Annotated in this window: 33 protein-coding genes and 1 pseudogene; 12 read left to right on the forward strand and 22 right to left on the reverse strand. The window is 63.5% G+C overall.

Annotated features, from left to right (window positions below; all coding sequences use genetic code 11):
• Nucleotides 1-2: 2 nt before the first annotated feature.
• The 9 genes from G9Q80_RS23900 to G9Q80_RS23940 all read right to left on the reverse strand — a co-directional run bounded on the left by G9Q80_RS23900 (nucleotide 3) and on the right by G9Q80_RS23940 (nucleotide 3,802).
• Nucleotides 3-251, reverse strand: coding sequence for a hypothetical protein (locus G9Q80_RS23900; RefSeq protein ID WP_088715507.1), 249 nt, complete (start codon nucleotides 249-251; stop codon nucleotides 3-5).
• A complete protein-coding gene (locus G9Q80_RS23905) occupies nucleotides 248-814 on the reverse strand; it encodes a phage protein Gp27 family protein (protein WP_088715506.1) in 567 nt (188 codons plus the stop codon). The genes G9Q80_RS23900 and G9Q80_RS23905 overlap by 4 nt, the downstream gene beginning before the upstream one ends.
• Before the next feature lies 1 nt (nucleotide 815).
• Entirely contained in the window at nucleotides 816-1,115 is a 300-nt protein-coding gene (locus tag G9Q80_RS23910) for a VpaChn25_0724 family phage protein (RefSeq protein ID WP_069210642.1), read from the reverse strand.
• Entirely contained in the window at nucleotides 1,112-1,465 is a 354-nt protein-coding gene (locus G9Q80_RS28600; RefSeq protein ID WP_069210828.1) for a DUF2730 family protein, read from the reverse strand. The genes G9Q80_RS23910 and G9Q80_RS28600 overlap by 4 nt, the downstream gene beginning before the upstream one ends.
• 19 nt (nucleotides 1,466-1,484) lie before the next feature.
• Nucleotides 1,485-2,030 carry a 3TM-type holin gene (locus G9Q80_RS23920; protein WP_088715505.1) on the reverse strand — a complete coding sequence of 182 codons (546 nt, stop codon included), beginning with the start codon at nucleotides 2,028-2,030 and terminating at the stop codon, nucleotides 1,485-1,487.
• Complete coding sequence (locus tag G9Q80_RS23925) at nucleotides 2,021-2,647, reverse strand: holin-associated N-acetylmuramidase (protein ID WP_232788229.1); 627 nt, start codon at nucleotides 2,645-2,647, stop codon at nucleotides 2,021-2,023. The genes G9Q80_RS23920 and G9Q80_RS23925 overlap by 10 nt, the downstream gene beginning before the upstream one ends.
• 68 nt (nucleotides 2,648-2,715) lie before the next feature.
• The gene (locus tag G9Q80_RS23930) at nucleotides 2,716-3,099 is read right to left on the reverse strand and encodes a hypothetical protein (RefSeq protein WP_069210831.1); all 384 of its coding nucleotides are present in this window, start codon (nucleotides 3,097-3,099) and stop codon (nucleotides 2,716-2,718) included.
• Nucleotides 3,096-3,359 carry a hypothetical protein gene (locus tag G9Q80_RS23935; protein WP_088715503.1) on the reverse strand — a complete coding sequence of 88 codons (264 nt, stop codon included), beginning with the start codon at nucleotides 3,357-3,359 and terminating at the stop codon, nucleotides 3,096-3,098. Before G9Q80_RS23935 ends, G9Q80_RS23930 begins: the two co-directional genes overlap by 4 nt.
• A complete protein-coding gene (locus tag G9Q80_RS23940) occupies nucleotides 3,356-3,802 on the reverse strand; it encodes a regulatory protein GemA (protein WP_088715502.1) in 447 nt (148 codons plus the stop codon). The genes G9Q80_RS23935 and G9Q80_RS23940 overlap by 4 nt, the downstream gene beginning before the upstream one ends.
• A 42-nt stretch (nucleotides 3,803-3,844) precedes the next feature.
• Between G9Q80_RS23940 and G9Q80_RS23945 the strand changes: the two genes are divergently transcribed.
• Nucleotides 3,845-4,021, forward strand: a complete 177-nt coding sequence (locus G9Q80_RS23945; RefSeq protein WP_184757103.1) for a hypothetical protein — start codon at nucleotides 3,845-3,847, stop codon at nucleotides 4,019-4,021.
• Nucleotides 4,022-4,053: 32 nt separating this feature from the next.
• Here the strand turns inward: G9Q80_RS23945 and G9Q80_RS23950 are convergent, their stop codons facing one another.
• From G9Q80_RS23950 to G9Q80_RS23995, 11 genes and pseudogenes are all read right to left on the reverse strand, one after another.
• Nucleotides 4,054-4,707, reverse strand: a complete 654-nt coding sequence (locus G9Q80_RS23950; RefSeq protein ID WP_232786170.1) for a DUF3164 family protein — start codon at nucleotides 4,705-4,707, stop codon at nucleotides 4,054-4,056.
• On the reverse strand, nucleotides 4,700-5,068 hold the full coding sequence (locus tag G9Q80_RS23955; RefSeq protein ID WP_069210835.1) for a hypothetical protein: 369 nt from the start codon (nucleotides 5,066-5,068) through the stop codon (nucleotides 4,700-4,702). The genes G9Q80_RS23950 and G9Q80_RS23955 overlap by 8 nt, the downstream gene beginning before the upstream one ends.
• Entirely contained in the window at nucleotides 5,065-5,607 is a 543-nt protein-coding gene (locus G9Q80_RS23960) for a hypothetical protein (RefSeq protein ID WP_232786171.1), read from the reverse strand. The genes G9Q80_RS23955 and G9Q80_RS23960 overlap by 4 nt, the downstream gene beginning before the upstream one ends.
• Complete coding sequence (locus tag G9Q80_RS23965) at nucleotides 5,604-6,353, reverse strand: AAA family ATPase (protein ID WP_157903839.1); 750 nt, start codon at nucleotides 6,351-6,353, stop codon at nucleotides 5,604-5,606. Before G9Q80_RS23965 ends, G9Q80_RS23960 begins: the two co-directional genes overlap by 4 nt.
• A 14-nt stretch (nucleotides 6,354-6,367) precedes the next feature.
• Nucleotides 6,368-7,711 (reverse strand): transposase domain-containing protein, encoded by a 1,344-nt coding sequence (locus G9Q80_RS28335; protein WP_232788228.1) that lies wholly within the window; start codon nucleotides 7,709-7,711, stop codon nucleotides 6,368-6,370.
• 145 nt (nucleotides 7,712-7,856) lie between these two features.
• Nucleotides 7,857-8,468 (reverse strand): annotated as a pseudogene (locus tag G9Q80_RS28340) (DNA-binding protein); the annotation flags it as partial.
• A complete protein-coding gene (locus G9Q80_RS23975) occupies nucleotides 8,465-9,346 on the reverse strand; it encodes a ParB/RepB/Spo0J family partition protein (RefSeq protein ID WP_088715500.1) in 882 nt (293 codons plus the stop codon). The gene G9Q80_RS23975 and the pseudogene G9Q80_RS28340, both read right to left, overlap by 4 nt.
• Nucleotides 9,339-9,578, reverse strand: a complete 240-nt coding sequence (locus G9Q80_RS23980; protein ID WP_088672212.1) for a hypothetical protein — start codon at nucleotides 9,576-9,578, stop codon at nucleotides 9,339-9,341. Before G9Q80_RS23980 ends, G9Q80_RS23975 begins: the two co-directional genes overlap by 8 nt.
• Nucleotides 9,575-9,841, reverse strand: coding sequence for a hypothetical protein (locus G9Q80_RS23985; protein WP_088669798.1), 267 nt, complete (start codon nucleotides 9,839-9,841; stop codon nucleotides 9,575-9,577). Before G9Q80_RS23985 ends, G9Q80_RS23980 begins: the two co-directional genes overlap by 4 nt.
• Nucleotides 9,834-10,091 (reverse strand): hypothetical protein, encoded by a 258-nt coding sequence (locus G9Q80_RS23990; RefSeq protein ID WP_088715499.1) that lies wholly within the window; start codon nucleotides 10,089-10,091, stop codon nucleotides 9,834-9,836. Before G9Q80_RS23990 ends, G9Q80_RS23985 begins: the two co-directional genes overlap by 8 nt.
• 11 nt (nucleotides 10,092-10,102) lie before the next feature.
• Nucleotides 10,103-10,552, reverse strand: a complete 450-nt coding sequence (locus tag G9Q80_RS23995) for a hypothetical protein (RefSeq protein WP_088715498.1) — start codon at nucleotides 10,550-10,552, stop codon at nucleotides 10,103-10,105.
• 470 nt (nucleotides 10,553-11,022) lie between these two features.
• Here G9Q80_RS23995 and G9Q80_RS24000 point away from each other — a divergent pair, with 470 nt between their 5' ends.
• The 3 genes from G9Q80_RS24000 to G9Q80_RS24010 all read left to right on the forward strand — a co-directional run bounded on the left by G9Q80_RS24000 (nucleotide 11,023) and on the right by G9Q80_RS24010 (nucleotide 14,608).
• On the forward strand, nucleotides 11,023-11,697 hold the full coding sequence (locus G9Q80_RS24000; RefSeq protein WP_157903838.1) for a S24 family peptidase: 675 nt from the start codon (nucleotides 11,023-11,025) through the stop codon (nucleotides 11,695-11,697).
• 268 nt (nucleotides 11,698-11,965) lie between these two features.
• Nucleotides 11,966-12,820, forward strand: a complete 855-nt coding sequence (locus G9Q80_RS24005; protein WP_088715495.1) for a hypothetical protein — start codon at nucleotides 11,966-11,968, stop codon at nucleotides 12,818-12,820.
• Nucleotides 12,821-13,378: 558 nt separating this feature from the next.
• Nucleotides 13,379-14,608: a hypothetical protein gene (locus G9Q80_RS24010; RefSeq protein ID WP_133066413.1), complete on the forward strand. Its 1,230-nt coding sequence runs from the start codon at nucleotides 13,379-13,381 to the stop codon at nucleotides 14,606-14,608.
• Nucleotides 14,609-16,409: 1,801 nt separating this feature from the next.
• Here the strand turns inward: G9Q80_RS24010 and G9Q80_RS24015 are convergent.
• Nucleotides 16,410-17,132, reverse strand: a complete 723-nt coding sequence (locus G9Q80_RS24015) for a hypothetical protein (protein WP_088669805.1) — start codon at nucleotides 17,130-17,132, stop codon at nucleotides 16,410-16,412.
• Nucleotides 17,120-17,728 (reverse strand): hypothetical protein, encoded by a 609-nt coding sequence (locus tag G9Q80_RS24020; RefSeq protein ID WP_133066412.1) that lies wholly within the window; start codon nucleotides 17,726-17,728, stop codon nucleotides 17,120-17,122. The genes G9Q80_RS24015 and G9Q80_RS24020 overlap by 13 nt, the downstream gene beginning before the upstream one ends.
• Nucleotides 17,729-17,813: 85 nt before the next feature.
• On the opposite strand from G9Q80_RS24020, the gene G9Q80_RS24025 reads away from it, so the two are divergent.
• The 8 genes from G9Q80_RS24025 to G9Q80_RS24060 all read left to right on the forward strand — a co-directional run bounded on the left by G9Q80_RS24025 (nucleotide 17,814) and on the right by G9Q80_RS24060 (nucleotide 23,930).
• Nucleotides 17,814-18,476, forward strand: a complete 663-nt coding sequence (locus tag G9Q80_RS24025) for a MotA/TolQ/ExbB proton channel family protein (RefSeq protein ID WP_229754769.1) — start codon at nucleotides 17,814-17,816, stop codon at nucleotides 18,474-18,476.
• A gap of 3 nt (nucleotides 18,477-18,479) precedes the next feature.
• Nucleotides 18,480-18,857, forward strand: a complete 378-nt coding sequence (locus G9Q80_RS24030; RefSeq protein WP_088715492.1) for an ExbD/TolR family protein — start codon at nucleotides 18,480-18,482, stop codon at nucleotides 18,855-18,857.
• A gap of 4 nt (nucleotides 18,858-18,861) precedes the next feature.
• Nucleotides 18,862-19,263 (forward strand): biopolymer transporter ExbD, encoded by a 402-nt coding sequence (locus G9Q80_RS24035; protein WP_088715491.1) that lies wholly within the window; start codon nucleotides 18,862-18,864, stop codon nucleotides 19,261-19,263.
• The gene (locus G9Q80_RS24040; protein ID WP_088715490.1) at nucleotides 19,260-20,108 is read left to right on the forward strand and encodes a hypothetical protein; all 849 of its coding nucleotides are present in this window, start codon (nucleotides 19,260-19,262) and stop codon (nucleotides 20,106-20,108) included. The genes G9Q80_RS24035 and G9Q80_RS24040 overlap by 4 nt, the downstream gene beginning before the upstream one ends.
• A gap of 64 nt (nucleotides 20,109-20,172) precedes the next feature.
• Nucleotides 20,173-20,976, forward strand: coding sequence for a TatD family hydrolase (locus tag G9Q80_RS24045; protein ID WP_088715489.1), 804 nt, complete (start codon nucleotides 20,173-20,175; stop codon nucleotides 20,974-20,976).
• Nucleotides 20,973-21,773 (forward strand): MBL fold metallo-hydrolase, encoded by an 801-nt coding sequence (locus tag G9Q80_RS24050; protein ID WP_088715488.1) that lies wholly within the window; start codon nucleotides 20,973-20,975, stop codon nucleotides 21,771-21,773. Before G9Q80_RS24045 ends, G9Q80_RS24050 begins: the two co-directional genes overlap by 4 nt.
• 179 nt (nucleotides 21,774-21,952) lie before the next feature.
• A complete protein-coding gene (locus G9Q80_RS24055) occupies nucleotides 21,953-22,888 on the forward strand; it encodes an AEC family transporter (protein WP_069209113.1) in 936 nt (311 codons plus the stop codon).
• 106 nt (nucleotides 22,889-22,994) lie between these two features.
• Nucleotides 22,995-23,930 (forward strand): DMT family transporter, encoded by a 936-nt coding sequence (locus G9Q80_RS24060; RefSeq protein WP_088715487.1) that lies wholly within the window; start codon nucleotides 22,995-22,997, stop codon nucleotides 23,928-23,930.
• Nucleotides 23,931-23,934: the final 4 nt, after the last annotated feature.

The raw sequence follows: 23,934 nt of genomic DNA on the forward strand, positions 1-23,934 counted from the left end.
GGTCACTTCTTCGACGGTGTCGCCTCGGCCGGGAGGACCCGTCCTGGCAGCCCCGGGCGCCGAGGCCTGAGCGAGACCAGGTAGGGTTCTCCCCGCCACCAGCGCACCTTGGCGGCATCGCCGAGGTGGGTGACAAAGACCTCGCGGCGACCGAGGCACCAGGCGAGTGCGGCCCGCCATTTCGGCCCCTTGCGCCAGTGGTGGTCACCGACCAGGAGGATCGCATTGACCTGGGCGCGCGACCGGCTCACGACCGCAGCCCCAGCACGCCCCTGCGCAGGCGGTCGAGCATCTCGGCAGAGAGTCCTGCCTCGGTGGCCGTGGCCTCCAGCGCCTCGTCCATCTCCGCCTGTGCCACTTCGCGCGCCTCGCGGGCGACACGGGCGCGCTCATCGGCCAGAAGCTTCTCGCGCATGCCCGAACTGCTCATGAGGTCCTTGAGCATCCGGCCCAGGCTCATCAGGTCCCTGGGGTCGAGGTGCTGATCTTCGGCACGAACCGACTGGATCATGTGAATCGCGCTGGTGGCGATCATCTGCATCAGCACTTTGTGCAGCTCACCCTCGGCCTCGATGTCGAGATCCGACAGCAGGGTCTCGGCGATGGCGAAGGCTTCGCGCTGATCCTTCAGCGCCTTGGAAAAATCGCCGACGGCCGTCTTGCCCACCGACAGTTCAAGACCCGCCTCCTGCAGACGGAAGTTCAGCGCCTCGGTGACATCGACGATGTCGGCGAAGCCCCGGTCGCGCAGCTCCTCGGCCAGCCAGCGGCGCAGCTCCTCCGGGATCAGGTCCAGCTTCTTGGGCGGCGGCATGTCAGCTTCCCGGCCGGGGGCGCTGGACGCCGGGATGCTTGGCGATGCCCTGGGCAATCTCGACGCCGCGCGTGGTGGCGGTAGCGACGATGAAGCCGCCCGCCAGCTCCTCGGTGGTCAGCATGCCCTGTTCGGCCAGCCAGCTCAGCTCGGTCACCACCTGGTCGCGCGAATAGGTGATCCCGAAGCGCGGAAGAAGATCGGTCATGATCGAGACATTGGAGGTGTAGCGCGGCGCGTCCTCCAGCATTCGCAGGATCGCCAGGCGGGCGTGTTGCTGCAGTTCTTCGGCGTAGCTCATGGCCGGCCCCCGATGTTTAAAAGGTAGTTCTCGATCCGCTCAACCGCGACGTAGAGACGTTTCGTCTCCTCGCTGCGTGACGAGACGGTGGTTTCGATCCGGGAAAGCTGCGCGCCGAACTCGCCAAAGCGCAGCTCCAGCCCGTGCAGATCTTCCTTGGCAGGCAGACTGGCAACCGTCTGTTCAAGCGAGCTGATCCGCTTGTCCTGGTCATCCATGCGCCCCGATCCGGTCTTCAGGCGATCATCAAGCGCGGACTGGCGCGTGCGCATCACCGCGACGGACATCGCGACCAGGGAGATGACAAGAGCGGCGCCATCCAGGAGGATTTTGATCAGGTCATAGCTCACAAGGCGGGTCCTTTCTGGATCACTTCGACGCCCGCCAGGCATCGAGAGCGGGATTGTCGGAAAGCACGGGATCGGAGGCCTGGGGCGTCTCATCGCCGTCGAGGGCGCGCAGGCTGTCGCGGCTCTTCAGGACGGCTTGCGTCTGGGTCAGGAGGCCCGCCACGTCGCGCTGGAAGTCGAGGCCCTTCACCTGCTGGCGCCCTCCGAAAAAGAAGGTGACGATCACCAGGATCACCGCCCAGACGCTCTGCGGGATCACGGCCCAGGCGGCAAAGACCTGCGCCATGAAGACCGGGTCATAGGGGGTCCAGACCAGCACCCAGAGCGCCCAAAGCGCCAGCAACGGACGCGGCAAACGGTTGAGACCGTCGATCAGGCTGTCCCACCAGGTGCGGCGCGTCCGCTGACAGAACTCGGCGGCGAATTGCTCCAGCGCCGCACTGTCCAGGTCATGGCCGCGTTTCGACGCGGCCTCTGCGTTGACCCGGAACACCTCGGCCATCTCGCGCACCGCGTTGCGGTCACCGCCGAAGAGCGTGGAGAGGATCTGCCCGATCAACCCCATGCCGCCACCCGCGCCTGAAACTGCGCATCGGTCATGTGGTACTCGGGCGAGATCAACGCCTCGGCGCGCTTGATCCAGCCGCCCTTGCCACCCGCCCGGGTGCGGGCGTACTTGCGGCTGGCCGGGCGCCGGTCGGCGATGCGGAAGTAGAAGTTGCGCCGTTCGATCCCGTAGGCATCGACCAGGAACGCCCCGGCCCGCTCCCAGGCCCGGTTCGCGGCGGCGATGGTCCGGGGACCGATCACGCCATCGATGGCGATCTCTGGCGGGGCCATTTCACAGAGCAGAAGCTGGAGGATCTTCACCGCGTTGGCGCCCGCATTGACATACATGTCGAAGACGGTGGGTTGCAGCGCCTCGGGCAGTTCGTCGATGCGCGGCCCGAAGAAGTATCGCTCCTCGAAGATCGTGACGGCATGCTCCCGCGAGAGCGCGCGCACGTCCAAGACGTCGATGTCGCCGTCTCCGTCCAGATCCCCCCAGGGGATGTTGCGCAGCGTGTGGATCGTGACGCCGTACTTGGTCGCACCGCCCGGATCGTCGGGATCGTTCACGAACCCGCCCTCACGGGCGACGATCTCCTCGGCCATCCGGCGCACGTCATGTTTCCTGGACATCTGATACCCCCGTTGAACGGGGTCAGAATGCCGGGTTGAAACGGCTGTTTACGTTGGCAAGGTTGTCGTCAGAAGAGGGACAGCTGGTCCGGATCCGTCGGAGGCTGCAGCGCACGCGTCTCGCTGAGAGTGCGCTTGACGTTGGTATAGCTGGTCTTCAGGGCACGACAGATCTGCGACATCGACAGGCCTTCGGCATGCAATGCCCGGATCAGCCAGTTCTTCGGCATCGGGATCGTGACCCTGTTCGAGGGCATGCGCCCGCTCAGCTCCCGCAGCTTTTCCGCGCCGATCAGCTGCTCGGCCGCACTGCGGCCGCGGGGATCGTCGGGGAAATAGAGAGGAGAGCCACCGAACATGACCAGGAAGCTGACCGCCATGCGCGGCCCCAGGACCTCGATATAGGGATCCAGGTGCGCCGGGTGGCGCGGATATGCCACCGGCTCGGTCATTCGATGTCGCGTTTCCGGGGCGGGCCGCTGTGGCCCTTCTCGGGGCGGTTCCGCTCGAAACAAGTGGTGACATTGCCGTTCTGGCTCAGGCGAAAAGAGATGCCCTCGATGTTCACCGCGCACATGCCCTCGAAGCCCTCGCAGGCGGCGTCGATCCGCGCGCCGAGCTCGCGCCGGACAGCTTCGATGTCGATGCCCTGCACCCGCTCCAGGTAGCGCAGGAAGGCATGATCGGTGACCCTGTGGCGCGGCTTCTTCATTTGCCGATCCTCGACCATTCGAAATCGATCTTTGCCCGCTTCCCCCACTGGATCAGGGCCTGCAGCACCGCGTCGATCTTGTCGTGATCGCGCAGCCCGTCGATGTCGGCCGGGACAAAGCCCCAGGCCTCGCCGAAGCGCTTCTGGATGAACTTGTTCAGCCCCTTGCGCGTCGGGTCCTTCAATTCACCCGCATGGCCCAGCTTGGCCCAGAGAACATGGACAAGGCGCAGATCGGCGCGGGGCGCCTTGGGGCGCTTGCCCGAGGACGGCCGGAACCCGCGCGCCTTCAGCTCGTCCAGGATGCGCTTGCGCTCATCGTCGGACATCTCCGAAAGGCTCGCCTTGCCCACCAGGCGCAACTGCAGATCGTGCCGGGTGTCCGCGTCGATCCCGAGCTGGCGGCAACCGACCTGAATGGTGCGGATCATATTGGCGGTCATGAAAGTAACCCCGTGTTAACTCGGTTGCCGGAAAGTCATCGAATGGTGTTCAAGATCATGATCCAGGTAGATCGCGACCTGCCCGACAGGCGGCAGGGCTACGCGCGCGCAGAAACCGAGGCCGAGGCCCTGGCAATGAGCGGGGCCACCATCGCGATTGCCCAACCCGGAAAGCTCTGGCCCGGCGGACCCGACGAGACCTTCTACTGGAACATGTGACCTGACAAAGGTCCGGCGCATCACCCGCTCCCTCACGCCTTGGCCAGGTCGATGGTGATGGCTTCCCAGGGCGCCTCGCCGTGGTCGCGCTGGTAGCAGCGGACGTAGGTCTTGGAGCCGACGACGCGCATGGCGTCCTTGATCGCCTCCATCGCCTTCTTCCAACGCTCGTCCGCGATCTCCAGGCGCAGCAGCATGAAGATCTCGGCGCGGTTTATCTGACCCGCCTTGTCGGTGTTGAAGGCGCGGGTCACGACAGCGCGCAGTTCGTCGCCTGCATCCGCGGCCCATTCGTTCAGACACTCGTCGATCAGGTCTTTCGCGATCTGCAGCTCGGGGCCAAAGTCGATCTGGTCGGCCACCTGGACCTGGACCTTCATGCACCCGTCGAAGCTCATGAAGGTCTTGTTGCCTTTCGCACCGCCGCGCGTCTCACCGTACTCCTGCGCCAGCAGCGCCTCGAAGCCGGAGAGGTCCTCGAAGGTGTGGTTCTTGAACCGGCTGACCTGGCAACTCAGCTCCCTGGCGTAGCCGATCACCTTGCGGACCACCTCGTCCTGCAGCTGGTCCTGGGCCTTGACGGTCGAGAGCGGCTGCAGCCGCCCCTTCGCGTCCTTCATGTGCGGGGTCCCATCGACGTCGATGACGCCGGGTTTGCTCTGCTCGGTCATGGGGGTGTCAGGCATTCCCGTTCTCCTTGTTCATGGGGCAGCGATTGCAGGCGCGGAACATCTGGACCGCGCGGGTGTTGCGCGACGAGAAGGCGGTCGAACGCCCGCGCCAGTCGCGGCAGACTTTCTTGTCGATCTCGCCCAGGACCGGGCAGACCAGCGTCTCGCCCATCAGGGCGCCGCGCACCCTCTCCTCGACCGCCGCCATGTCGCCCGTGTAGGTCCGGGAGAGGACGGTCGAGACCAGGGAGGCACTGCGCCCGATCCGGCGCGCCGCCTTGTTCTGGCTGGTGCGGTCGCATTCCTGGGCCAGTTCGCGGATCCAGGTCGGCAACTCCGGCCCCCAGCCGATGCGGGCTTTCTCCAGCGCGCTCATGATGTCCCACCGTTCAACGGCTGGAACTCGCCCTCGTTCGGGTCCATCAAGCCCTTGACCCGGCGCACCACGGGGGCCTGCGGGCCGGTGTTGCGGATCAACTGGTAGCGCGGCTGACGCCTGCCCGGGATCGCGGTCTCGCGCACCTTCAGGTAGCCCGCCGCCAGCAGCGACCGGCAGTAGGAGCGGGCCTTCTCGACTGTGACCTCGACACCGCCCGCGTTGGCGTGCGCCGCCAGGTCGGTCGGGGTGAAGTTCGGCATGCGGCGCATGGCGCGCCACATGTTTCCCTCGGGCGTCGGATCGGCCTTGACCGACGGCACAACCGGGATCGCCCGGGCAGCGTTGACGTAGATCTTGCGATGGCCGTCCTTGCGGGACACCCGGATCCACCCCAGGCGCGCCCAGCGGCGCATGAACTTCTGCGCGGTCTCGGCGCACATGTTCATCTCTTCGAGGTCCTTCCAATGGAACTCGGCCAGCCCTTCGACCTTACGCCAGGCATCGCGCTCCATCGGGCTGCGGAAGTCCTGGCTCATGCCGCCCCCCGCTTGCGCTGGTTGACCAACTGGGCGCTGATCGCGCCGCCGATCCCGTGGAGCTTCACCAGCGACAGGAAGTCGGTGTCGACCTGGCGTTGCCCCCGCCGTCGCGCCGCCTCACGGATCCTCTCGAAGTTGACGCTCAGCTTGCGCGCGCTGCCATCGGTCAGGCGCAGCAACTCGTCGAGGACGTCGGGCGAGACCTCGACCCCGGCGCAGTAGATGCGCGCCAGGTGGCCAGCATCGGCCGCGTTGCAGGGCAAGGTCTCGGTGCTGACCAGGACACGGTCGTAGATGTTCGGCCACTTGGTCAGGTTCGCCTCGAAGTCCGGCTCCCCCACGAAGATCAGCGGCGTGAAACAGCCCTCGTAGATGTCGCGGGCCACGTCCATCATGCCGGACTTCATGAGGTACTGCGCGTCGTCGATGATCAGCGGGCGGTCGGAGAGCGCCAGGGCACGGCTGATCGCGTCGGCCTTGCGGGGCAGCGTGCCGCGCACCCCCTTCATCTCCAGCTCTTCCAGCAGCACGTCGGCCATGTGCTGGCGGGTCCAGGTGCTCTTGGCCTGCACGATATGGGCGTTGTACTCGTTCGCGGCTAGGGTCGTTGCCGAGGTTTTCCCCGCGCCGTGCCGCCCGAAGAAAACACCGATCCCGGGCAGCGTGACGCTGCGGTGCTGCAGCTGGTCGACCATTTCCAGCAGGGCCGCGACGTTGCGGAGGGGGGCCAGATCGCCTTGCATGTTCTGCTCCTTATTCATTCGTTGTTCTTGCCCAGCGCCCGGTGCATCCGCAGACGGGAGCGGTATTCCGAGGTTGTCTGGTACTGGGCGAGCCAGTCCGCCTGCTCGGGCGTCATGGGCTGGCCATCGTCCTGCATCTGCTCCAGCTCCAGCGCCCGCGCGAAATCCTCGTCCGGATCGCGCTCGTCCGGTTTCGGGGAGGCGCGGCGCTGTTCCAGCTTCGTGACCCGGGCCGTCAGGCGCTCTTCCTCCTCGGGAACCTCGGCCCTGCGGCGCCCGCCCTTGGGCGCGGCCGGATGGATCTTGGGCAAGCGGATCACACCCGCATCCGGCAACCCGTCGCCCGGCGCATCCTCTCGCGCCGCCGCCAGCCGCTTGGACGCGGCCGCATCCGTCATCTTCTTCTCGATCCGGGCCTGTTCCCGCGTCAGGCGCTTGAACGCCTTCTTGTCGCGGTTGTGTTCCCTGGCATCCGCCACCGACAGGAACCCACCCGCACGTTTGACCGGCGCCTCACCCAGGAAGGTGCCATCCATCTGGTAGACCAGCAGCCCGGCATGCAGATCATCCGGGTCGAACCGAACGGTGACGTCCTTGCCCGCGATCTGCCACATCCACTCGGCCCAGTAGCGCGAGCCGTAGATCGAGACCTCGCCATTCTTGCGATCCGCCCGGACACCCTCGGCCCGCATCAGCCAGAGGCGCTGTTGTTCCTCGGTTGCCTTGGTGATTGGTGAGGCCGCGTAGCTCTCGTTGAACACCTCGTCGAAGGACCGTTGATTGGCCACTTCCGACCGCCGGCCCCGCCGGGCGTTATGCGCCGCGATCTCGCGCTCCAGGACCGCGCGGAAGTCCTCCAGCGGGATGGCCCGCGCGCCGTGGTTCTCCGGCTTCTCGACCGTGTTGCGCCCGGTGTAGGCCCCGACGAAGGCCGGGTTCTTGGCGACGCGGTCACAAAGGTCGCGAAAGGCGCGCTCGATGGGTTTCGCCTGGCCCCAGCCCGGCGTCGCGAAATGAAGCTCGATCCCCAGGAGCGGGAAGAGGCCCAGGACCTCACCCTGCACCAGCTTGAAGCGTTTCCGGTGCTCGGTCTGGCCGGTCATCACCTTGTTGACGAACTCGTGCCCGTTATCCATCAGGCAGTGCTGCGGGATGCCGTAGCGGCGGACCAGGTCACCAAAGGCGAGCTGGACCGTGTGCCCGTTCGCCGTCTCCGAAAGGCGGTAGGCCAGGAACTTGCCGCTGTAGATGTCGGAGATCGCGATCATCTGGATCCGGCCCGGCTTCTCGCGGTCCGGAAACTGGATGAAGACGTCGAACTTGTGATAGTCGGTCTGCACCGCCTCCATCGCGTGCATGTAGGTCTTGTCGCGAGTCTGGTGCGGAAAATACCGGCTCAGCGCATGAGCGCCTTTGCGCAGGTAGACCTGCACATGTTCGGGCACGGTCTCGGCAATGGTGCGGCGCACCCGGAATGCCTTCCTTCTGCGCAACTTCCTCGGCCCAGTCATAGGCCGCTGTCAAAGGCGGCTGCGATTTGGTCAGGAAGTAGGTCTTCACCAGGTCGAGGAACGCGTCATCCAGCGGCGTCTGCGTCTTGCGCCCCTTGCCTGACGCGGGCGCCAGGTAGGGCAGCCAATCCTCGGGCGCGATGCCCTCGACCAGGGCCAGCCAGTTCCAGAGGGTCTTTTCCGATTTGCCCGTCTGCCGGGCCACGGCGCGCACTGCCTCGGTGCGGGTCATGCCCGCGCGTTCCAGCGCATCGACCTCGCGCAGCGCCGTGAGGCGCATCTCGGCGGTTTCCTTGACTTTGGCCTTCAGCTTGTCGAATTCCGCCCAGGCCTGGTCGCGGGACCGCCTGGGCGTCTCCGGGGCCGGGTCATGCAGTCCATGCATTTTGCTCAGCGCGACCTTGGCCCGCGTCGGGAACAGGCTGACATGGTATTCGAGGCCCCCGCCCCGACCTTTGCGGCGGCGCACCTTGCCGGGCTGGCTGGCCCAGCCATGACGACGGGCGAGATCATTCACGCGCCGCTTGGTCGTGGGCATGTCTGGCAGACAGGCCTCGGCAATCTCGGCGGCCGTCCACCAGGTCTTGGCGGGGGCGGTCGTCATTCGGAGAGCCCCTTGTCCATTTCATCCAGAAGCGACCAAACCTCGGTGCCATGCTCCTCCAGGAACCGACGACGCGCGGCCTTGTTGGCGCGCTTCCAGGCATCAACTATCCGGGCATAGCTCGCGTCGGTGGCATCCTTCGGCGCAGGGCCTTCACCGCGCGCGGCCTTCACCTGGCGCACGGCGTCGGCGGCACTTTTGGCCTCGCCCTTGGACATGAGATCGACCACGTCGTATCGATCTGTCACTTCGGATATCTTCGACAGTTCCATCAAATCGGCCAGCGCTACCGGTTTCGGAGCGCTACGCAGAAGTTGAATGTCACGCGGGTCCAGCACCGTCCCAGCCCGCACAAGGCGGCGCACATGGCGGTCAGAAACGCCCATCGTCTGCGCCACGGCCTCGGCAAAGGATACGACGGACATCGTGTCCGCCGTATCCCAGCGCTTAGCCACGAGGCCTGCCCCGATCTGGGCTTTGGCCTCGGGATGCATCTTCTCGTAAACCTCCTTGCGACGCGCCAGGAAGACAGCCGTATCCAGGGCCGACAGCTCGGCGCCCGCCAGGTTGTCGTCGATCTCCATCAACTGCGCGAAGTCGTCGGTGCAGTTCCAGCAGGTGACCTTGATCGTCTCGTAGCCGTCGACCCCTTCGTCGCGCAGCTCGCGCGCGGCAGTCAGTCGGTGTCCGCCCGCCAAAAGGACGATCTTGCCGCCCTTCTTCAGTTTGCGAACATGGATCGGGTCCTTGATCACGCCCAACTCGCGGATCGAGGTCTTGAGCGCCTCGACCCCGGCGACGCTGACTGGCCGCAGGCGATTGCCCATGTCGATCTCATCCACCGGAAGTTCGGTGATCGTGGTGATGATCTTACCCATCGGCGCGCGGCCCCTTCGTCATCTTGTAGTACCAGCGGGGCTCGCCATTCGGCCCGTCGCTGCGGCGGGTGCAGTCGATCTTCGCGCCGATGCAGCGCAGCTCGGAGATGATCGCGCTGACGGCGGGCGCCTTGGCCCGCGTCATGATCTCCAGCGTGGAATGCTCGCGCTTGTCGCTCAGCACCTTGAGGACACGCTGCAGCCGCGCGGACTTGATCGAGGCATGGTTCATGCGGACAGCCCTTGGCGGCGGTCGAAGGGATCCGCTCCGCGCCGACACCCGTTGCACATGCGGTTGTGCGGTCCTTCGCTGATGAAGGGCGCGCTGCAGCAAAGGCAGGGGCGACGGCGGCGGCGCGCGTCGTGGTTCAACTGCTTACAGCGCTCATCGGCAACATCGCGCGAACTGACCTGGTTGGTGACCTTCTTGCGCGTCCGGCGGTCGAACACCGCCCAGCCGTAACCGGTCTTCTTGACTTCGAACGGATCAGACATGGCGCCGCTCCCGTGCATAGCTGGTGGCGCTGGCCACCAGGGCCTCGATGGCGATCAGCGTGCCGCTGGCCTCCAAGGCGTTCAGCCGGTCGATGGCGTCGCGTTCCAGCGCCAGGGCATCCCCGATGTTCTGGGCAGCCGTATCAATCTGGCCCAGGCGTTGAGCCGTGGAGGCGAGGCGGCGATGGGCGCGAGCCTGTGCCATCAGACAGCGCAGGTCGCACAGGTTTTTCCGGGTTTCAGGGGGCATTGAACGCTCCTTCAAACGGGCAGGAACAGGGGGGCAAACAACGCGCCGATCAGCAGGATCGCGATGCAGACACCGGCGATCCCGTCGCCGATCCAGCTGTCACTGATCCACCGTTCGGCGCGGACGATCCGATCCCACGCCGCGCGCCCCCGGGAGGAGCTGGCGGCACGCGGCGTGAGGGGCTGCAGCGCACGCGCGCCGCAGGATCCGGACAGGCCCATCTGCTCGTGAGTGGTGGCCTTGCCTGTGCCAGGCCCGCCCGGTGTTTCGAGGTCAAAGAAAGCGTCCCGGAGCGCCTCGGCATGGTCGCGCAGATGCGTGACCGTGTAGGCCAGTTCGGGGTGATAGCGGGGATCGATCACCGTCTCGATCAGCGTGGCACCCAGGGCGATCCGCTCGCGGTCGGTGAGGCCCGCGCCCGCCATATGCGCGCGCAGGACAACGTCGGCACGGGCCAGCATCACAGCACTCCTGTCAGCTTGAGAACGGCCAGCCACGGGCAAAACCCGGCAATGGCCAAGGGGATGATCCACCAGCCGTGCGGCATCACGCGGCTCCTTTGCTGGCGGTCTCGGCGGCGGGACGCTCGATCTCCGCTGGCCACTCCAAGTCGGACGGCCAGTTCTCGGAGAACCAGGTCAGGGCGGAAAGGAAGCGGTCTGGCGTGATGTAAGCTGGCCGCCCCTTTGGAGTGCCCTCGCGATACACACGAAGACGCTTTCCGTCATTCAAGGCCAAGGTCGAGACTGTGCTCTCTGCCAGACCGGTGTGCGCTGTATACGCTCCCGCCAACGTCAAAACGTCGGTCACAAGGTTGCGGATTGATTTCATTACTCTGCCTCGGTATTCATACCAAATTAGTATTTGGTACACTTACCGATAGTCAAGGAGAATTTTACTCGGTACATGTACCGATGACATGGATGTTAAGATGCGGTTCGAACAAGCAATCAGAGACCGGCTTGAACAGCTGGGCATGAAGCCATTTGCTGCTGAGCAAGCCTACAACCTGCCACCCGACACACTCAGGAACATTCTAAACCCGAGGAATAAAAACGGCGCCGGTCCGAAGCTCGCAAAAATTTCTGAAGTCTGTGAAGCGCTTGGGATCGAGATCTCCTTCGGCCCACCGCGCTCCGTTGAACCAACCACAGAGCTCAACGGCGAACGCTTCTCCACCATCGCCAGGTACGACGCCAGCGCCGCGGCCGGACACGGCGTGGTCAACCTCGACGCCCCGCCAAAAGATCACCTCGCTGTTCCACGCGACTGGCTGATCGAAACTGGCATCCGCCCAGACCGCTGCATCCTGATCACCGCGCGCGGGGACAGCATGGCGCCGGCAATCTCCAACGGTGACCTGGTCATGATCGACCGGCACCGGAAAGAGATCACCGCGGGTAAACTCTACGTCTACAACGACCCGGACAACGGCACGCGGGTCAAGCGCCTGGAGCTCATACCAGGCGCCGCGACGATCATCGCCCGCAGCGACAACCCCGATCAAAAACGCTATCCACCCGAGTACCATACCGGCCCTGCCATGAACGCGATCTCACAGAACATCTTGGGCGAGGTTGTGTGGTCCGGGCATTTGTGGAGGTAGGAGTCAACCGGCCCGAAGCCGAATTTCAATCCAAGCGCATCGGATGACCGTTCCAGCCCCCATAGCCGCCATAAAACGGTGGATTTCAATGATGTGACGTGGCCTTCTAGGAGAGACATTCATCGCGACTGCAACATTTGCGCAAATATCAACTCGCCAAACGCAGAGTGGTCGGCGGAAACAACTGAGGCAATGACTACTTGAACAACTGAAAAATTTGGAAAACTTTGCCGCTGAGGTCGTGGGATGTCGTTTTGAGGAAGTCGGGATGAGCAAGTTCGATGTTTCCGACATTGAATTGGTCGATGTTTGGAATAGCAGTACGTTCGGGCGTGAAATTCTCGCATTTCTACATGAAAACCAAGCGCTTTTAGAAGAATACCACCGTGAGGATGAACGGTTGGAAAGTCTCGACAACAACGAGCATCTGGCGGAGAAATTGCAAGGAAACCGGTACTTTAGCCAGTTCGAAGACTTGCAAATCCACATTGCCAGCGCTCTCGCAGGACGCCAAATTCGCGTCTGGCATTACACACGACTGCTCGACTTTGAAGTCGCTGCCATGAAGGGCGCGATTGAACTTTCGACTGCGGAAAGAATGCAAGCCCGGTTGGCCGAGCTCAAGCGCCGTCGCCTTCTTACCGATCAAGAGTTTGAAATACTGCTAGAAGGAAGCTCGCTCAAAACGCAGAAAGAGATAAGAGAGAACCGATTTTTCTGCGTCCCATCGCCGATCGGCGTGACAGATAGAGGGGTCGAGCTTCTTTTAGGGAACTGGGGGGGCGAAGTTGTCTACTTTCACCAACGGAACGAAGCTTTGCGGCGAAAGCTCGGAACGCTGGGTGCTCCACGGGTCGCCGAGGTTGCAGTTGAAGTATTTGACCCGAATTCGCGATACTCTTTGGCGAATTGTATGCTGAACACATACGCGCTTGATTTGGGCTTCCCGCTTTACCCGACGAACATCGATCTTTGTATCAAAGAAGATCCGCCGACCGCGAGGGTTCTTGCCGTTCATACAGAAGGGGAACGAGATTTCCATGCGCTCGGTTGTAGTTATCCCGAAGGGGCAGCATTGTTATCCCGTAGGCATGAAAAATGCAATAAGCTGTTTGACGACTGAGCAGCGTAGCGCGAAGGGTGGTCCGACTGCGCAGTGCCCTTTCCAGCGTAGACGGCCCAATGCCGACGTCCGTGCAAACTGGTACTGATGACCGCTTCGAACACAAGTTTTAGTTGATCTGTGATGCTTGAATTATATTCGCTGTCGTTCGCTGTGGAGGTGCCTTAGGTTGCGATAGTCAGGAAATGAATGCGTGCCTTAAGGAATAGAACTATGGAGCGAAAGCCTTCCGGCATTGACGAGCGACCTGAACAGCTCAGGCCGCCGGTTTTGAAATCTGAAGGTTTCACTGACTCTGAGCGCTATCTGGCACGCTTGGCTGATCGGTCTTTTCTGAACCTTTGGTCTTACTCAAGCCCATATAGAGATCAGAAAATAGGTGGGACTGGTGACGGAAAGGAGCTGTGTGACCTACTGGTCGTGTGCGGGGAACACGTCATAATTTTCAGCGAGAAAACGATTGATTGGCCCAGTGGTGATGTCGAAGTCGCATGGTCTCGATGGGCGAAGCGTGCAATCCGAGACTCGGCAAAGCAAACCAAAGGGGCGGAGCGATGGTTGGCTGACTTTCCGGAGCGGGTCTTCTTGGACAAGGCGTGTTCTGTCCGCTTTCCGATTGATCTTCCTGCGAATGAAACCCGGCAAGTTCACAGAGTTGTCGTCGCCAACGGATGCGCCGGGGCATGCCATGATTTCACTTCGGGACACTCTAGCAGTCTGAAAATAATCCCGAACATTGTCGGTGACCATTATTGGAGAAAGCGAGGCGAAACCTGTCCATTGCCATTTGCGATCGGCGACATCGATCCCGAAGGCTCATTCGTGCATGTCTTCAATGAGGCTGCACTCGACGTGGTAATGTCAGAACTCGACACGGTGCGAGACTTCACGGACTACCTTTCAAAAAAAGAAGGTTTTGTACGATCCGGGAAACTCAGGGAGGCGCATGGGGAGGAGAACCTTCTCGCTTACTACTCAACCCGTATCAATGACGAGGGTGACCACGACTTTGTGGTCGATGAAAAAGACGCTCCGGTCACCATAGACCACCTGCACTACTCAGACTTGACCAAAAACCCGCAATACAAGGCAAAAAAGAGGGCAGACGAGGTTTCTTACCTCTGGGATCGGCTTATCGAAGCTTTCACAAACCATATGCTCGATGGGACCTCGATCACGCTTGAGGGATACGACTTCGACCTTCGGAAGAATGAACTCGCTGTTAGATTCATGGCACTTGTGCCTCGGTTCATACGGAGAGCTCATTCCGAAGCTGTCATCGGCGCGTTGGAGAAAGGAAAGAAGTCCGATATATTTGCTCGCGTGATGATGAGCCCTGAAGGATCAAAGGATAACGAAACCGCGTTCTTCATCCTCACAGTGAAATATCTTGATTGGATGGAGAAAAGCGGAGGGTATGAAAAATACCGCGAGATGAGGTCTGGCCTTTCGCTGATTTACGCGCGAGGCCTGCTTGAACGCCACGCTCACCTCAAACGTGTAGTTGGCATCTCGCGCGAGCCCCCACACCAAGGTTCAGGCATATCTGAAGATATGATCTATGCTGAGCAACATGAATGGACTGATGATGAGCGGGCAGCGATAAGAAAAGACTGTGAAAACGCGGGAGTTCTCCAAAACCTCAATGAAAGCCGCTATCAAGGGGAAGAGTTTCCGTCGGTCGACAACATCATGACCCAAATATCGGGCGCGCGCCCCTCACGGCCAGATTTGAACCGCAAGCAACGGCGAGCGCAGAGAGCTCGAAAGCGTAAGGGTAGGCGCTAGTGCGACAAACGGAAGCTTGTTTGAGCCAAACTCCTGTTCTTGGAACACTTTGTGTGAAAGGTGCCTTCTTCGAAGCAGGACACGGATCGGCGCCAAGCGGCGACATTGCGGACCTTCGTGCAGTCTGCAGCGAACGACGGCATCCCGCCCTAACCTTCGTCGGCGGATCTGGTTTGGCATAAAAAGCCCGTCAGTTGTCTGCGACCACTACCGGTCAGGACAGGGGCTGGGCTCTCTGGTGTCCGCGATGACTACAAAGTTCTCTCCCTTCATAGGAAAGCCACCAGATTTCCGTGATGGAATGGCCGCAATCTCGCGCCTGGCCAGCTTTCTCACGGCGGGAAGCGCCTCCGCCAAATCGGGTAAGTCGTTGCCGCGCGCGTACAGTTCGACGTCGGAAAGGACTTCAAGCAGCCAAGAATGATCGCGCATAGAGAGTACCCAAAACGTTGCAGACAACTTGAGCGTAGGTGGTTCGAACTTAAGAAGTAGTTAAGGCGCCGTCCGTACAGAGTTAACTGTGGATTAACCTTGAGCGTGTAGGTTCCAAGCATGGCAAGAAACCAAGTCCCTTTGCATTTGGATGCAATGCAAGTTCGAGGTGGCCGCCCGGCCAACGTAAACCAGCGGCCACCTCGTTTCCGTCGATTGGGGCTTGCCCTAATGCTAATCTTAGGCTGGGGCTACCTGGTCTTCTTAGCTACTTCTGCATTCCGGCTGTTCAATTCCTCATGATTGCCGCTCAGGCTCATCTACAGCCGAATTCACGCATATACTGCCTAACTCTTTCTAGATTGGAACGCGTACTTTGCCCGCAGAGCGACTCGCAGGGCACGCCATCACCGTCGCCATCCGCTCGCCTGTATCCACATACGCACCACTGGTAGACCGCCTCTCTACAGCTTCCGAACCGACCACACGTTCCACCACAACTGTAGCTTTGGGCGATCTGGAACGACTGACGCGGTTCCTCTGAAAACGTGGCGGTCGGAAGAGCTACGATCACCGCAACAACAATGCATTGGCAAAATCCATTAAAATTTAGCAATTCCAAATCCTTACATGAACTTCTCCGGGTGACACAAACCAGATACAGCGGCAGAAATCAACCCTCTGGGATCGCCAGTGCTGCGATATTGAAACCGCCCAGGAACCTGTCTTTGAACTGGAATTGTCAAACAGAGTATGTTCGGTCAAGGCGCCGAAATTCCATCGTGATTATGCACATTCAAGATGGGCCGAAATCACGTCCCAGATGAGATCAGCCCCCAATGCATCAAGAGCTCCGCCAGAGCTTTGTTTTCACTTCCGAAAACCTCTTTCTGGGACGCCAAGATGGAACCGGGCGCAGACCGTCCCAGTTCCAGCTCCAGAATCATCCAGGTATTGTCAGTCAACCGGCCCCGTCGCCCCAATTAAACTAGGTTTGAAAGGGGGTTGAGCCTTCCAAAGCTCGACAGTCCAAGATTCGGTCCCAGGGACGCAAATCTGCCCGCAATGCCGAGTTTTGTGTGTGACTGAAAAACTCCGGTGCGGCGCGCTGGGTCACCCTCCACCCCTGTGAAAGCCCTTATTTCATTGGCCGATCCGGCTTCTGCCGCCTTCATCGCCCCTCTTCCGCCTTCACTGTAAGAATAAGTGTCACCTAACAGTGACGCTAAGTTTTGCAGTGAATTACACCAAGGTTTACAGCAACGCGGTTTTGACCTTCCGGGGCTGACGCTTTCAAAACCGCGCTCTGGCGGAGGTGTTGAAGGCGCCTTCAACACCCTCTTCACCCCCTGCCCCTTCAACACCCCCTTCACCCCCCGATGGTGATGCCCTTCACGCCGGCGGCGAAGGCGGCCAGCCCTGCGGCGTAGTTGGCAAGGTCCGCGTCGCTGAGCGCGACGTTGTGGGCCGAGAGGAAGGCGAACTCGCCATAGGGCGAGAAGGTGTCGCTGTTGCGCCCGAAGATCGTGACGTTGGTCGTGGCGGGCGTGGCCGCGTAGTCGGCCCAGTTGACCGCCTGGATAGCGCCGCCGTTGTGCACCAGGCGCAGCCCGGTATCGTCCTCGGTCACGATCACGCTGTTCCAGACATTGGCTGTGACCGAACCGACGTCCACGTTCTGGTTGGCGCCGTCGTTGAAGTTCAGCGTCAGGCTGTCGCTCGACAACAGGTTGAACCCGTTCGAGACCCCGAAGAGGGTCTGCGACCGGCTGGTGTCCGGCACCCGGTAGATCACCGCCAGCGTGCGGTTCAGCGAGGCATAGTCGTTGGTCATCTGGAACCGGTGGTACTCGCCCGTGCCGGAGAGATCCGGCAGCGTGGCGATGCCGTCGGCCCAGGTCGCGACGTTGCCGCCGGTGGCGGTGGACTGGTCGGTCAGGGCAGCGCCGCCCGCGACGCTGTTCGCGGTGATGTCGGCCGTCATCTTGATGCTGTCGATCAGGCCGGTCTGCGGCTGACTGCCGTAGTCGGCCAGGCTCGGCAGGGTCTCGTTGTCGGTGGTGACTCCGGAAAGGCGGATCAGGGTGGCCATGTCAGGCTCCTTTCTCGTAGGGGATCGGCTTGTTGAAGATCACGCCCCAGTTCCACAGCCTCGCGCCGTTGGGGCCTGTGGTGGGGGTCGCTGTCGCGCAGGTTGCCGCGACAGCCCGTGGCGGGGCCGCCGCCGTTGCCGGCAGTGCCGTAGTAGGCATAGGAAAGGCGCGGGTTGGCGCCGATGTCGGCCGAGGTGGTGATCACCACCGTGTCGCGCAGGATGCGCAGCTCCGAGATAGCCACCGTGCCGCTGTCGTCCTCGACCACGAAGCCGTAGTCGCCCGGGTCGGTGACGGTCGCGGTGTCGAAGACCAGGGGCGGCTCGGGAACGTGGAACCGGCAGGACAGGACCCGCGCGCTGTGCTGCGTGATCCGGCGCGGCTCCACCGGGTGCCAGTCCTCGCCGCGCCAGAGCCGCTTGAACATGACCTTGCCGAACTGCAGGCCGAAGTCGCGCCCGCCGGCCCCGTCCAGGTGGACCGCGTCCGCGTGGGGCACCGGGTAGGTCGGCCCGGCGATCACGATGTCCGGGTCGGTCTCGGCCGCCTCATCCGCCCCTATTCCGCCTTCACTGTAAGAATGAATGTCATCCAACAGGGGCACAGCAACACTCGCCCCAGGTGCAATTTCATGAGAACACTGTCACAGGCCCCGATCGTCGCTCCAGGAAGACCCGACCATGATGAACAGCCTGAACACATTCACCCAGGTCCTCGACCGCGGCGGCCCGGCGCTCTGGGCCATTGCGGTCCTCTCGGTGCTGACGCTGACGCTCATCCTTTGGAAACTGTGGCAACTCCTGCGCCTGGGCACCTGGAAACGCGCCGGGGCCGAAACCGCCCTGCGCTTCTGGGGCCAGGGGCAGACCACGCTGGCGATGAGCCATATCTCCTTTGATCCGGCGCCGCGGTCCCGCGTGGCACAGGCCGCGATGCAGGCGCGCCTTTCGATCCCCGAGGAAGACGCCCGCGAAGAGGCGGCCCGCCAGGCCCGGGCCGTGCTGACCGAAACGCGTCTTGGCCTGCGGATGCTTGACCTCGTGGTGACAATCGCGCCGCTGATCGGCTTGCTGGGAACGGTGCTGGGCATGATCGACGCCTTCCAGGCGCTGCAGGACAGCGGACAGCAGGCCGACCCGGCGGCATTGGCCGGCGGCATCTGGGAGGCTCTTCTGACCACCGCCGCCGGCATGGCCGTCGCCATCCCCGCCAGCGTCATGCTCTCGGTCTTCGACGGCATGGCGGATCGACTGGCCCATGATCTCGAGGACATCGTGACCCGCGTCTTCACCACCCCCTGGGCCTATGCCGGGGAAGAAGAGGACACCCCGGAGACCGCCTGACCCATGTTGAACCTTCCCACCTCCCCGCGCCGCCGCCGCCCCAGCCTGACGCCGATGATCGACGTGGTCTTCCTGCTGCTGGTCTTCTTCATGCTGGTGGCGCGGTTCGGCGGGACGGAGGGGCTGTCGTTGCTATTGTCCAGCACAGAGGGCGGCAGCGCCTACAGCGGCCCGCCCCGGCTGATCAGCGTGTTGCCACAAGGCGTCACGCTCAACGGACAGCCGGTCACGGACCTGCCCGGCGCGCTGGCCCCGTTGATGGCCTCACCACAGGATATCGTCGTGGTCCGCCCTGCCCACGGCACCGGCGTCGCGCGCCTGATCGAGGTGCTGGAGACCTTGCGCAAGGCCGGGCTGACTGGGCTGACCGTGGTAGAATAGATCTATGTTCCGATCCCGTCTCAGCACCTCCCGCCGGTTCTGGCCCGGCACGGCCAGGCCCAGCCGCGAACCGGTGGTGCCGATGATCAACGTGGTCTTCCTGCTGCTGATCTTCTTTCTGCTGGCGGCGCATTTTGCCGATCCCGGCAGTGCCAGGCGCAGCCAGTTGGCGGTCGACAGTCCCGCAGAGATGCAGCGCGTTCTCATCCTCGCGCCGTCGGGCATGGTCACCTTCGGCACGTTGCGCGGGGAAGAGGCCATAAGTGCCGCAGCGTCAGGCGGGTTGGTGCGCCTGCAGACCGGGCAAGAGACCCAGGCCGCCTTGCTGGCCCGCCTCCTGTCCCGCCTCGCCGAGGCGGGGGCGGGCCGTGTCGATCTGGTAACCATCGGGGAGGCCAAGGAATGACGGGGCGGCGCGTATTCGAGGGCCTGGTCTGCCTGGGTCTGGCGCTGGTCATCCATGCCGTAGCACTCGCGCTGATCGCGCTGCCGGACGAAGAGTCTTCTGATCCGGCCCTGAAGCTGGTCCCGGTCTCTGCGGAACTGGGCGAGCTTGTCGCCGCCTGGGATCGACCGCCGGAAACGGACGTTCCGGAAACGCCCGATGCCCCGCCTGACGAGACCGCCCCGGTGGCGCCCGCAAAGGGGCCGCTGACACCGACGCGCACGCCGGTGCCCCGGTCCCCCGGCATGCCGGCCGTGCCCACCGCACCGCCCGAGGCCGACCCGATACCGCGTCCGCGGCCTGCGTCCAGCGGCCCGGCCCCAGAGGCACCGCGATTGCCCGCCCCCTTTTCCGCCACCGAGTTGCAAACCTCGCGCGCGGCCCTGCGGAGCGCACCCGCCGCCCCGCGCGCGCCCGGCATCGGGATCGTCGCGCCAAAGACCGATGCCCTGCCCCGGATCGACACTCAACCTGCGGCTCCACCTCCGGCAGGGCCGGTCCGCGAGGCGTCGCCTGCCGTCACGCCCGATCCGCAACCCGCACCAGAGCCGACGCCCGATCCGGTCACGCCGCCTTCGCCGGGGCCGGAACCGGCGCGCCGCCTCGAGCCACGACCGGATCCGGTGCCTGAACCGCCCGCGCCGCCCCTCAGCCCCCCGGAGCCGGACTTGCCGGACCCCGAACTTGGCCCACCCACGGCACAGGCGCCCGTGACCACGCTGCGCCCGATTGCACGCCCCTTCGTGCGGCCCGCCCCCTTCCTGCCGCGCCCGGTCGCGCGGCCCTCGGGATTGGGCGCCCCCTGACCGGCGCCCCCACCTTGACCCTCCCGGCGGCATCCTAGATACCACCGTCAACCAAGGAGCCGTCATGACCGTTCCCGCCATTACTGACAGCCATTGCCACCTCGATTTCCCCGACTTCGACCAGGAGCGCCCCGAGGTGATCGACCGCGCCCTGCGCGCGGGCGTGCATCGCATGGTCACCATCTGCACCCGCCTGCGCAACGAACCCCAGGTCCGTGCCATCGCCGAGGCGCATGAGCCCGTATTCTATGCAGCCGGAACGCACCCGATGTCCGCCGCCGAAGAGCCCCTGGCCACGGTGGACGAACTGGCGGCGCTTGCGAAACATCCGAAATTCGTCGGCATCGGTGAAACCGGGCTGGACTATCACTACACCGCCGAAAGCGCCGAGGTGCAGAAGACCAGCCTGCGCATCCACATCGAGGCGGCGCAGGAAACCGGCCTGCCGCTGATCATCCATGCCCGCGACGCGGACGACGACATGGCCCGTATCCTGACAGAGGGGTACAAGGCGCAGGAGTACACCTGCGTCATGCACTGTTTCTCTTCCAGTGCCGCGCTCGGCAAGGCCGCGCTGGACCTGGGGTTCTACCTGTCCATGTCCGGAATCGCCGCCTTTCCCAAGTCGCAGGACCTACGCGACATCTTTGCCAATGCGCCGCTGGATCGGATCCTGGTGGAAACCGACAGTCCGTATCTTGCGCCACCGCCCCATCGCGGCAAGCGCAACGAACCGGCCTATGTCGCCCATACCGCGCAAAAGGGCGCCGAGGTCTTTGGCCTGCCCTACGAGGAATTCGCCCGCCGGACAGAGGCGAATTTCGACACGCTCTTTGCCAAGGCCGCCCTCTGGGAGCGCGCTGCATGACAGGAGAACTGCGTTTCACGATCCTTGGCTGCGGGTCTTCCGGCGGCGTGCCCCGGCTGGGCGGAAACTGGGGGGCTTGCGATCCACAGAACCCCAAAAACCGCCGTCGGCGCTGTTCCATGCTGGTCGAGCGCGAAACTCAGGACGGCACGACCTCCGTTCTGATCGACACCACGCCCGACATGCGCGACCAGCTGCTGGACGCCGGCATCGGAAGACTGGATGCCGTGGTCTATACCCATGCCCATGCGGACCACACACACGGCCTCGACGATCTGCGCCAGATCGTCTTCAACACCCGCGAACGGCTGAACGTCTGGGCCGACGGCGACACGCAGGACGACCTGCTGTCCCGGTTCGCCTATGCCTTCGTCCAGCCCGAGGGTTCGCCCTATCCGCCGATCCTGAACCTGCACACGATCAACGGCCCCGTCACGATCGAGGGCGCCGGTGGCCCCGTCACCCTGACCCCCTTCGAGGTCAACCACGGCAGCATCGACGCGCTTGGCTTTCGCATCGGCGATCTGGCCTACCTACCGGACGTGGCGACGATACCGGACGCGGCCTGGCCGCATCTGGAAAACCTGGACTGCTGGGTGCTGGACGCGCTGCGCCGCACGCCGCACCCGACACATGCGCATCTTGACCTGGCCTTGGAGTGGATCGCCCGTGCGGCCCCCCGCCGCGCGGTTCTGACCAACATGCACATCGACCTCGACTATGCCGAGGTGGAGGCCGAGACCCCGGACCACATCACCCCGGCCTATGACGGCAAGGTGATCCGCTACGCACTTTAGCCTCTTCCTGCTGCTCGGCAGTCACGACGGGCAAGCCCGGACGATATGGCGCTGTCCTGTTCAGAACCCATGTAGCGGCCCGACCCCGCGGCCGGCAGTTGCACCTCGGGGCAAGCTATGTGAGGTTGCCCACGCGCATTCCGCGCCTCTGACGCATTCATTCCCCAAGGCTTCCCGACATGCAGGCGCTGCTCGACGTGATCCTGCCGGTCTTTCTGGTGATCGGCGCCGGCTATGCCGCGGTCTGGAAAGGCTGGTTTTCCGACAGCGGCGTCGACGGGTTGATGAGCTTTACCCAAACCATCGCCATCCCCTGCCTGTTGTTCCGCGCCATCTGGACGCTGGAACTGGGCCCGGACTTCAATCCCTGGCTGCTGGTCAGTTTCTACACCGGGTCGGCCACGGGATTTGTCGCGGGGCTGCTGGGTGCGCGCTATTTCTTCAAGCGCGACTGGGAGGATGCGGTGGCCATCGGGTTCTGCTGTCTCTTCGCCAACTCGCTGATGATGGGGCTTGCGATCACCGAACGCGCCTATGGCAGCGATGCCCTGCAGGCCAACTATGTCATCGTCGCAATGCACTCGCCCTTTTGCTACGGCATCGGCATCACCGCGATGGAGATCGCCCGTGCAAGGGCGGCCGGGATTTCGAACCGCGCCCTGCCGGCCAAGGTGGGCCGGGCGATGTTCCGCAACGCACTGGTGATCGGCATCGGTCTGGGGCTCATCGCGAACCTCCTGAACCTCTCGCTGCCCACCGTGGCCACCGATGCGCTGGACATGCTGATCCGCACCGCGCTTCCCGCAGCCCTGTTCGGCATGGGGGGCGTGCTTTGCCGCTACAAGCCGCAGGGCGACGGACGGGTCATCGCCTATATCTGCGCAATCTCGCTGGTGCTGCATCCGGCGATCACCTGGACCTTGGGCACGCTGACCGGCCTGTCGACCTCGGCCTTCCGGTCCGCCGTTCTGACCGCAGCGATGGCGCCGGGGATCAACTCATACGTCTTTGCCAACCTCTACGGGCGCGCGCGGCGCGTGGCGGCCTCGGCGGTCCTGATCGCCACCACCCTGTCCGTGCTGACCGCGTGGATCTGGCTGTCGATCCTGCCATGACCGTGCACCACACATCTTGCCCGCCCGCAATCGCCCGCCCCCGTCGCATTTCGACAAGACCCGATTACAAGGCGCGCCGATCCTTGCGCCGGTTCAGCGAGGCCCCATGACCACCCAAGCCCAACAAAGCGTCGACCGGACCACCATCGGCATTCTCTTCATGCTGGCCTTCTGCACCTTTGCGCCGATGATGGACGCATTGGCCAAGGCGACACCGGCAGAGGTGCCCGTACCGCAGATCCTGGCCTTTCGCTTTGCGATCCAGGTGGCGATCCTGATGCCGCTGGCCGCCATTCTCGGCCACAGCCAAAAGGTCACCCTGGGCGATCTTGTCCGCCATGTCGCCCGCGCCGCCGCGCTGCTGGCGGCCACGGGCTGTTTCTTTACCGCGCTGCGCTACATGCCCATCGCCGACGCGATCTCGATCTTCTTCGTCGAGCCTTTCGTACTGATCCTCATGGGCGCCGTCTTTCTCGGGGAACCGGTTGGCTGGCGGCGGCTGAGCGCCTGTGCCGTGGGCTTTGGCGGCGCGTTGCTGGTGATCCGGCCCAGCTTTTCCGACCTGGGACTGGTGGCCTTTCTGCCGCTGGTGACGGCGGCACTGTTCGCCATCTACATGCTGATGACCCGCGCTATGGCGCGGCGCCTGCATCCGCTTGTCCTGCAAGGGCACACCGCACTGGCCGCGACCGTTCTGATCGTACCGCCCCTGCTGCTGATGGAGGGGACGGGCAACGCGCTGTTCGATCCGATCCGGCCGCAGGGCTTTGCGATCTGGACGCTGGTCGGGGTCGGCGTGGTCGCGACGATCTCGCACCTGTTCCTGACCTATGCGCTGCGATTGGCCCCCGCCGGGACCATCGCACCGCTGCAATACCTGGAAATCGTCGGCGCCACGGTGATCGGCTATTTCGCCTTCGGCGATTTCCCGACACCGCTGACCTGGGTCGGCATCGCGGTGATCGTCGCCTCCGGGCTTTATGTCTTTGAAAGGGAACGGCGGCTGGAACTGCGCGCCAAGACACCGCCGCCGCCGGTCTGAGGGC

This window comes from Mameliella sp. LZ-28 (assembly GCF_012274245.1).
GTDB classification, from domain to species: domain Bacteria; phylum Pseudomonadota; class Alphaproteobacteria; order Rhodobacterales; family Rhodobacteraceae; genus Antarctobacter; species Antarctobacter albus.

What these genes read in the sequence shown, in the direction of transcription:
- G9Q80_RS24050 (WP_088715488.1), top strand. Translation starts at nt 20,973, where the DNA reads ATGACAGGAGAACTGCGTTTCACGATCCTTGGCTGCGGGTCTTCCGGC.
- G9Q80_RS23905 (WP_088715506.1), bottom strand. Translation starts at nt 814, where the DNA reads ATGCCGCCGCCCAAGAAGCTGGACCTGATCCCGGAGGAGCTGCGCCGC.
- G9Q80_RS24005 (WP_088715495.1), top strand. Translation starts at nt 11,966, where the DNA reads ATGAGCAAGTTCGATGTTTCCGACATTGAATTGGTCGATGTTTGGAAT.
- G9Q80_RS23950 (WP_232786170.1), bottom strand. Translation starts at nt 4,707, where the DNA reads ATGCCTGACACCCCCATGACCGAGCAGAGCAAACCCGGCGTCATCGAC.
- G9Q80_RS23955 (WP_069210835.1), bottom strand. Translation starts at nt 5,068, where the DNA reads ATGAGCGCGCTGGAGAAAGCCCGCATCGGCTGGGGGCCGGAGTTGCCG.
- G9Q80_RS24025 (WP_229754769.1), top strand. Translation starts at nt 17,814, where the DNA reads ATGATGAACAGCCTGAACACATTCACCCAGGTCCTCGACCGCGGCGGC.
- G9Q80_RS23940 (WP_088715502.1), bottom strand. Translation starts at nt 3,802, where the DNA reads ATGACCGCCAATATGATCCGCACCATTCAGGTCGGTTGCCGCCAGCTC.
- G9Q80_RS24060 (WP_088715487.1), top strand. Translation starts at nt 22,995, where the DNA reads ATGACCACCCAAGCCCAACAAAGCGTCGACCGGACCACCATCGGCATT.
- G9Q80_RS24040 (WP_088715490.1), top strand. Translation starts at nt 19,260, where the DNA reads ATGACGGGGCGGCGCGTATTCGAGGGCCTGGTCTGCCTGGGTCTGGCG.
- G9Q80_RS23975 (WP_088715500.1), bottom strand. Translation starts at nt 9,346, where the DNA reads ATGGGTAAGATCATCACCACGATCACCGAACTTCCGGTGGATGAGATC.
- G9Q80_RS23990 (WP_088715499.1), bottom strand. Translation starts at nt 10,091, where the DNA reads ATGCCCCCTGAAACCCGGAAAAACCTGTGCGACCTGCGCTGTCTGATG.
- G9Q80_RS23945 (WP_184757103.1), top strand. Translation starts at nt 3,845, where the DNA reads ATGGTGTTCAAGATCATGATCCAGGTAGATCGCGACCTGCCCGACAGG.
- G9Q80_RS23965 (WP_157903839.1), bottom strand. Translation starts at nt 6,353, where the DNA reads ATGCAAGGCGATCTGGCCCCCCTCCGCAACGTCGCGGCCCTGCTGGAA.
- G9Q80_RS24055 (WP_069209113.1), top strand. Translation starts at nt 21,953, where the DNA reads ATGCAGGCGCTGCTCGACGTGATCCTGCCGGTCTTTCTGGTGATCGGC.
- G9Q80_RS23925 (WP_232788229.1), bottom strand. Translation starts at nt 2,647, where the DNA reads ATGTCCAGGAAACATGACGTGCGCCGGATGGCCGAGGAGATCGTCGCC.
- G9Q80_RS23920 (WP_088715505.1), bottom strand. Translation starts at nt 2,030, where the DNA reads ATGGGGTTGATCGGGCAGATCCTCTCCACGCTCTTCGGCGGTGACCGC.
- G9Q80_RS24030 (WP_088715492.1), top strand. Translation starts at nt 18,480, where the DNA reads ATGTTGAACCTTCCCACCTCCCCGCGCCGCCGCCGCCCCAGCCTGACG.
- G9Q80_RS23980 (WP_088672212.1), bottom strand. Translation starts at nt 9,578, where the DNA reads ATGAACCATGCCTCGATCAAGTCCGCGCGGCTGCAGCGTGTCCTCAAG.
- G9Q80_RS23935 (WP_088715503.1), bottom strand. Translation starts at nt 3,359, where the DNA reads ATGAAGAAGCCGCGCCACAGGGTCACCGATCATGCCTTCCTGCGCTAC.
- G9Q80_RS28335 (WP_232788228.1), bottom strand. Translation starts at nt 7,711, where the DNA reads ATGCACGCGATGGAGGCGGTGCAGACCGACTATCACAAGTTCGACGTC.
- G9Q80_RS24000 (WP_157903838.1), top strand. Translation starts at nt 11,023, where the DNA reads ATGCGGTTCGAACAAGCAATCAGAGACCGGCTTGAACAGCTGGGCATG.
- G9Q80_RS23995 (WP_088715498.1), bottom strand. Translation starts at nt 10,552, where the DNA reads ATGCTGGCCCGTGCCGACGTTGTCCTGCGCGCGCATATGGCGGGCGCG.
- G9Q80_RS24035 (WP_088715491.1), top strand. Translation starts at nt 18,862, where the DNA reads ATGTTCCGATCCCGTCTCAGCACCTCCCGCCGGTTCTGGCCCGGCACG.
- G9Q80_RS23960 (WP_232786171.1), bottom strand. Translation starts at nt 5,607, where the DNA reads ATGAGCCAGGACTTCCGCAGCCCGATGGAGCGCGATGCCTGGCGTAAG.
- G9Q80_RS23985 (WP_088669798.1), bottom strand. Translation starts at nt 9,841, where the DNA reads ATGTCTGATCCGTTCGAAGTCAAGAAGACCGGTTACGGCTGGGCGGTG.
- G9Q80_RS24015 (WP_088669805.1), bottom strand. Translation starts at nt 17,132, where the DNA reads ATGGCCACCCTGATCCGCCTTTCCGGAGTCACCACCGACAACGAGACC.
- G9Q80_RS23930 (WP_069210831.1), bottom strand. Translation starts at nt 3,099, where the DNA reads ATGACCGAGCCGGTGGCATATCCGCGCCACCCGGCGCACCTGGATCCC.
- G9Q80_RS24045 (WP_088715489.1), top strand. Translation starts at nt 20,173, where the DNA reads ATGACCGTTCCCGCCATTACTGACAGCCATTGCCACCTCGATTTCCCC.
- G9Q80_RS23910 (WP_069210642.1), bottom strand. Translation starts at nt 1,115, where the DNA reads ATGAGCTACGCCGAAGAACTGCAGCAACACGCCCGCCTGGCGATCCTG.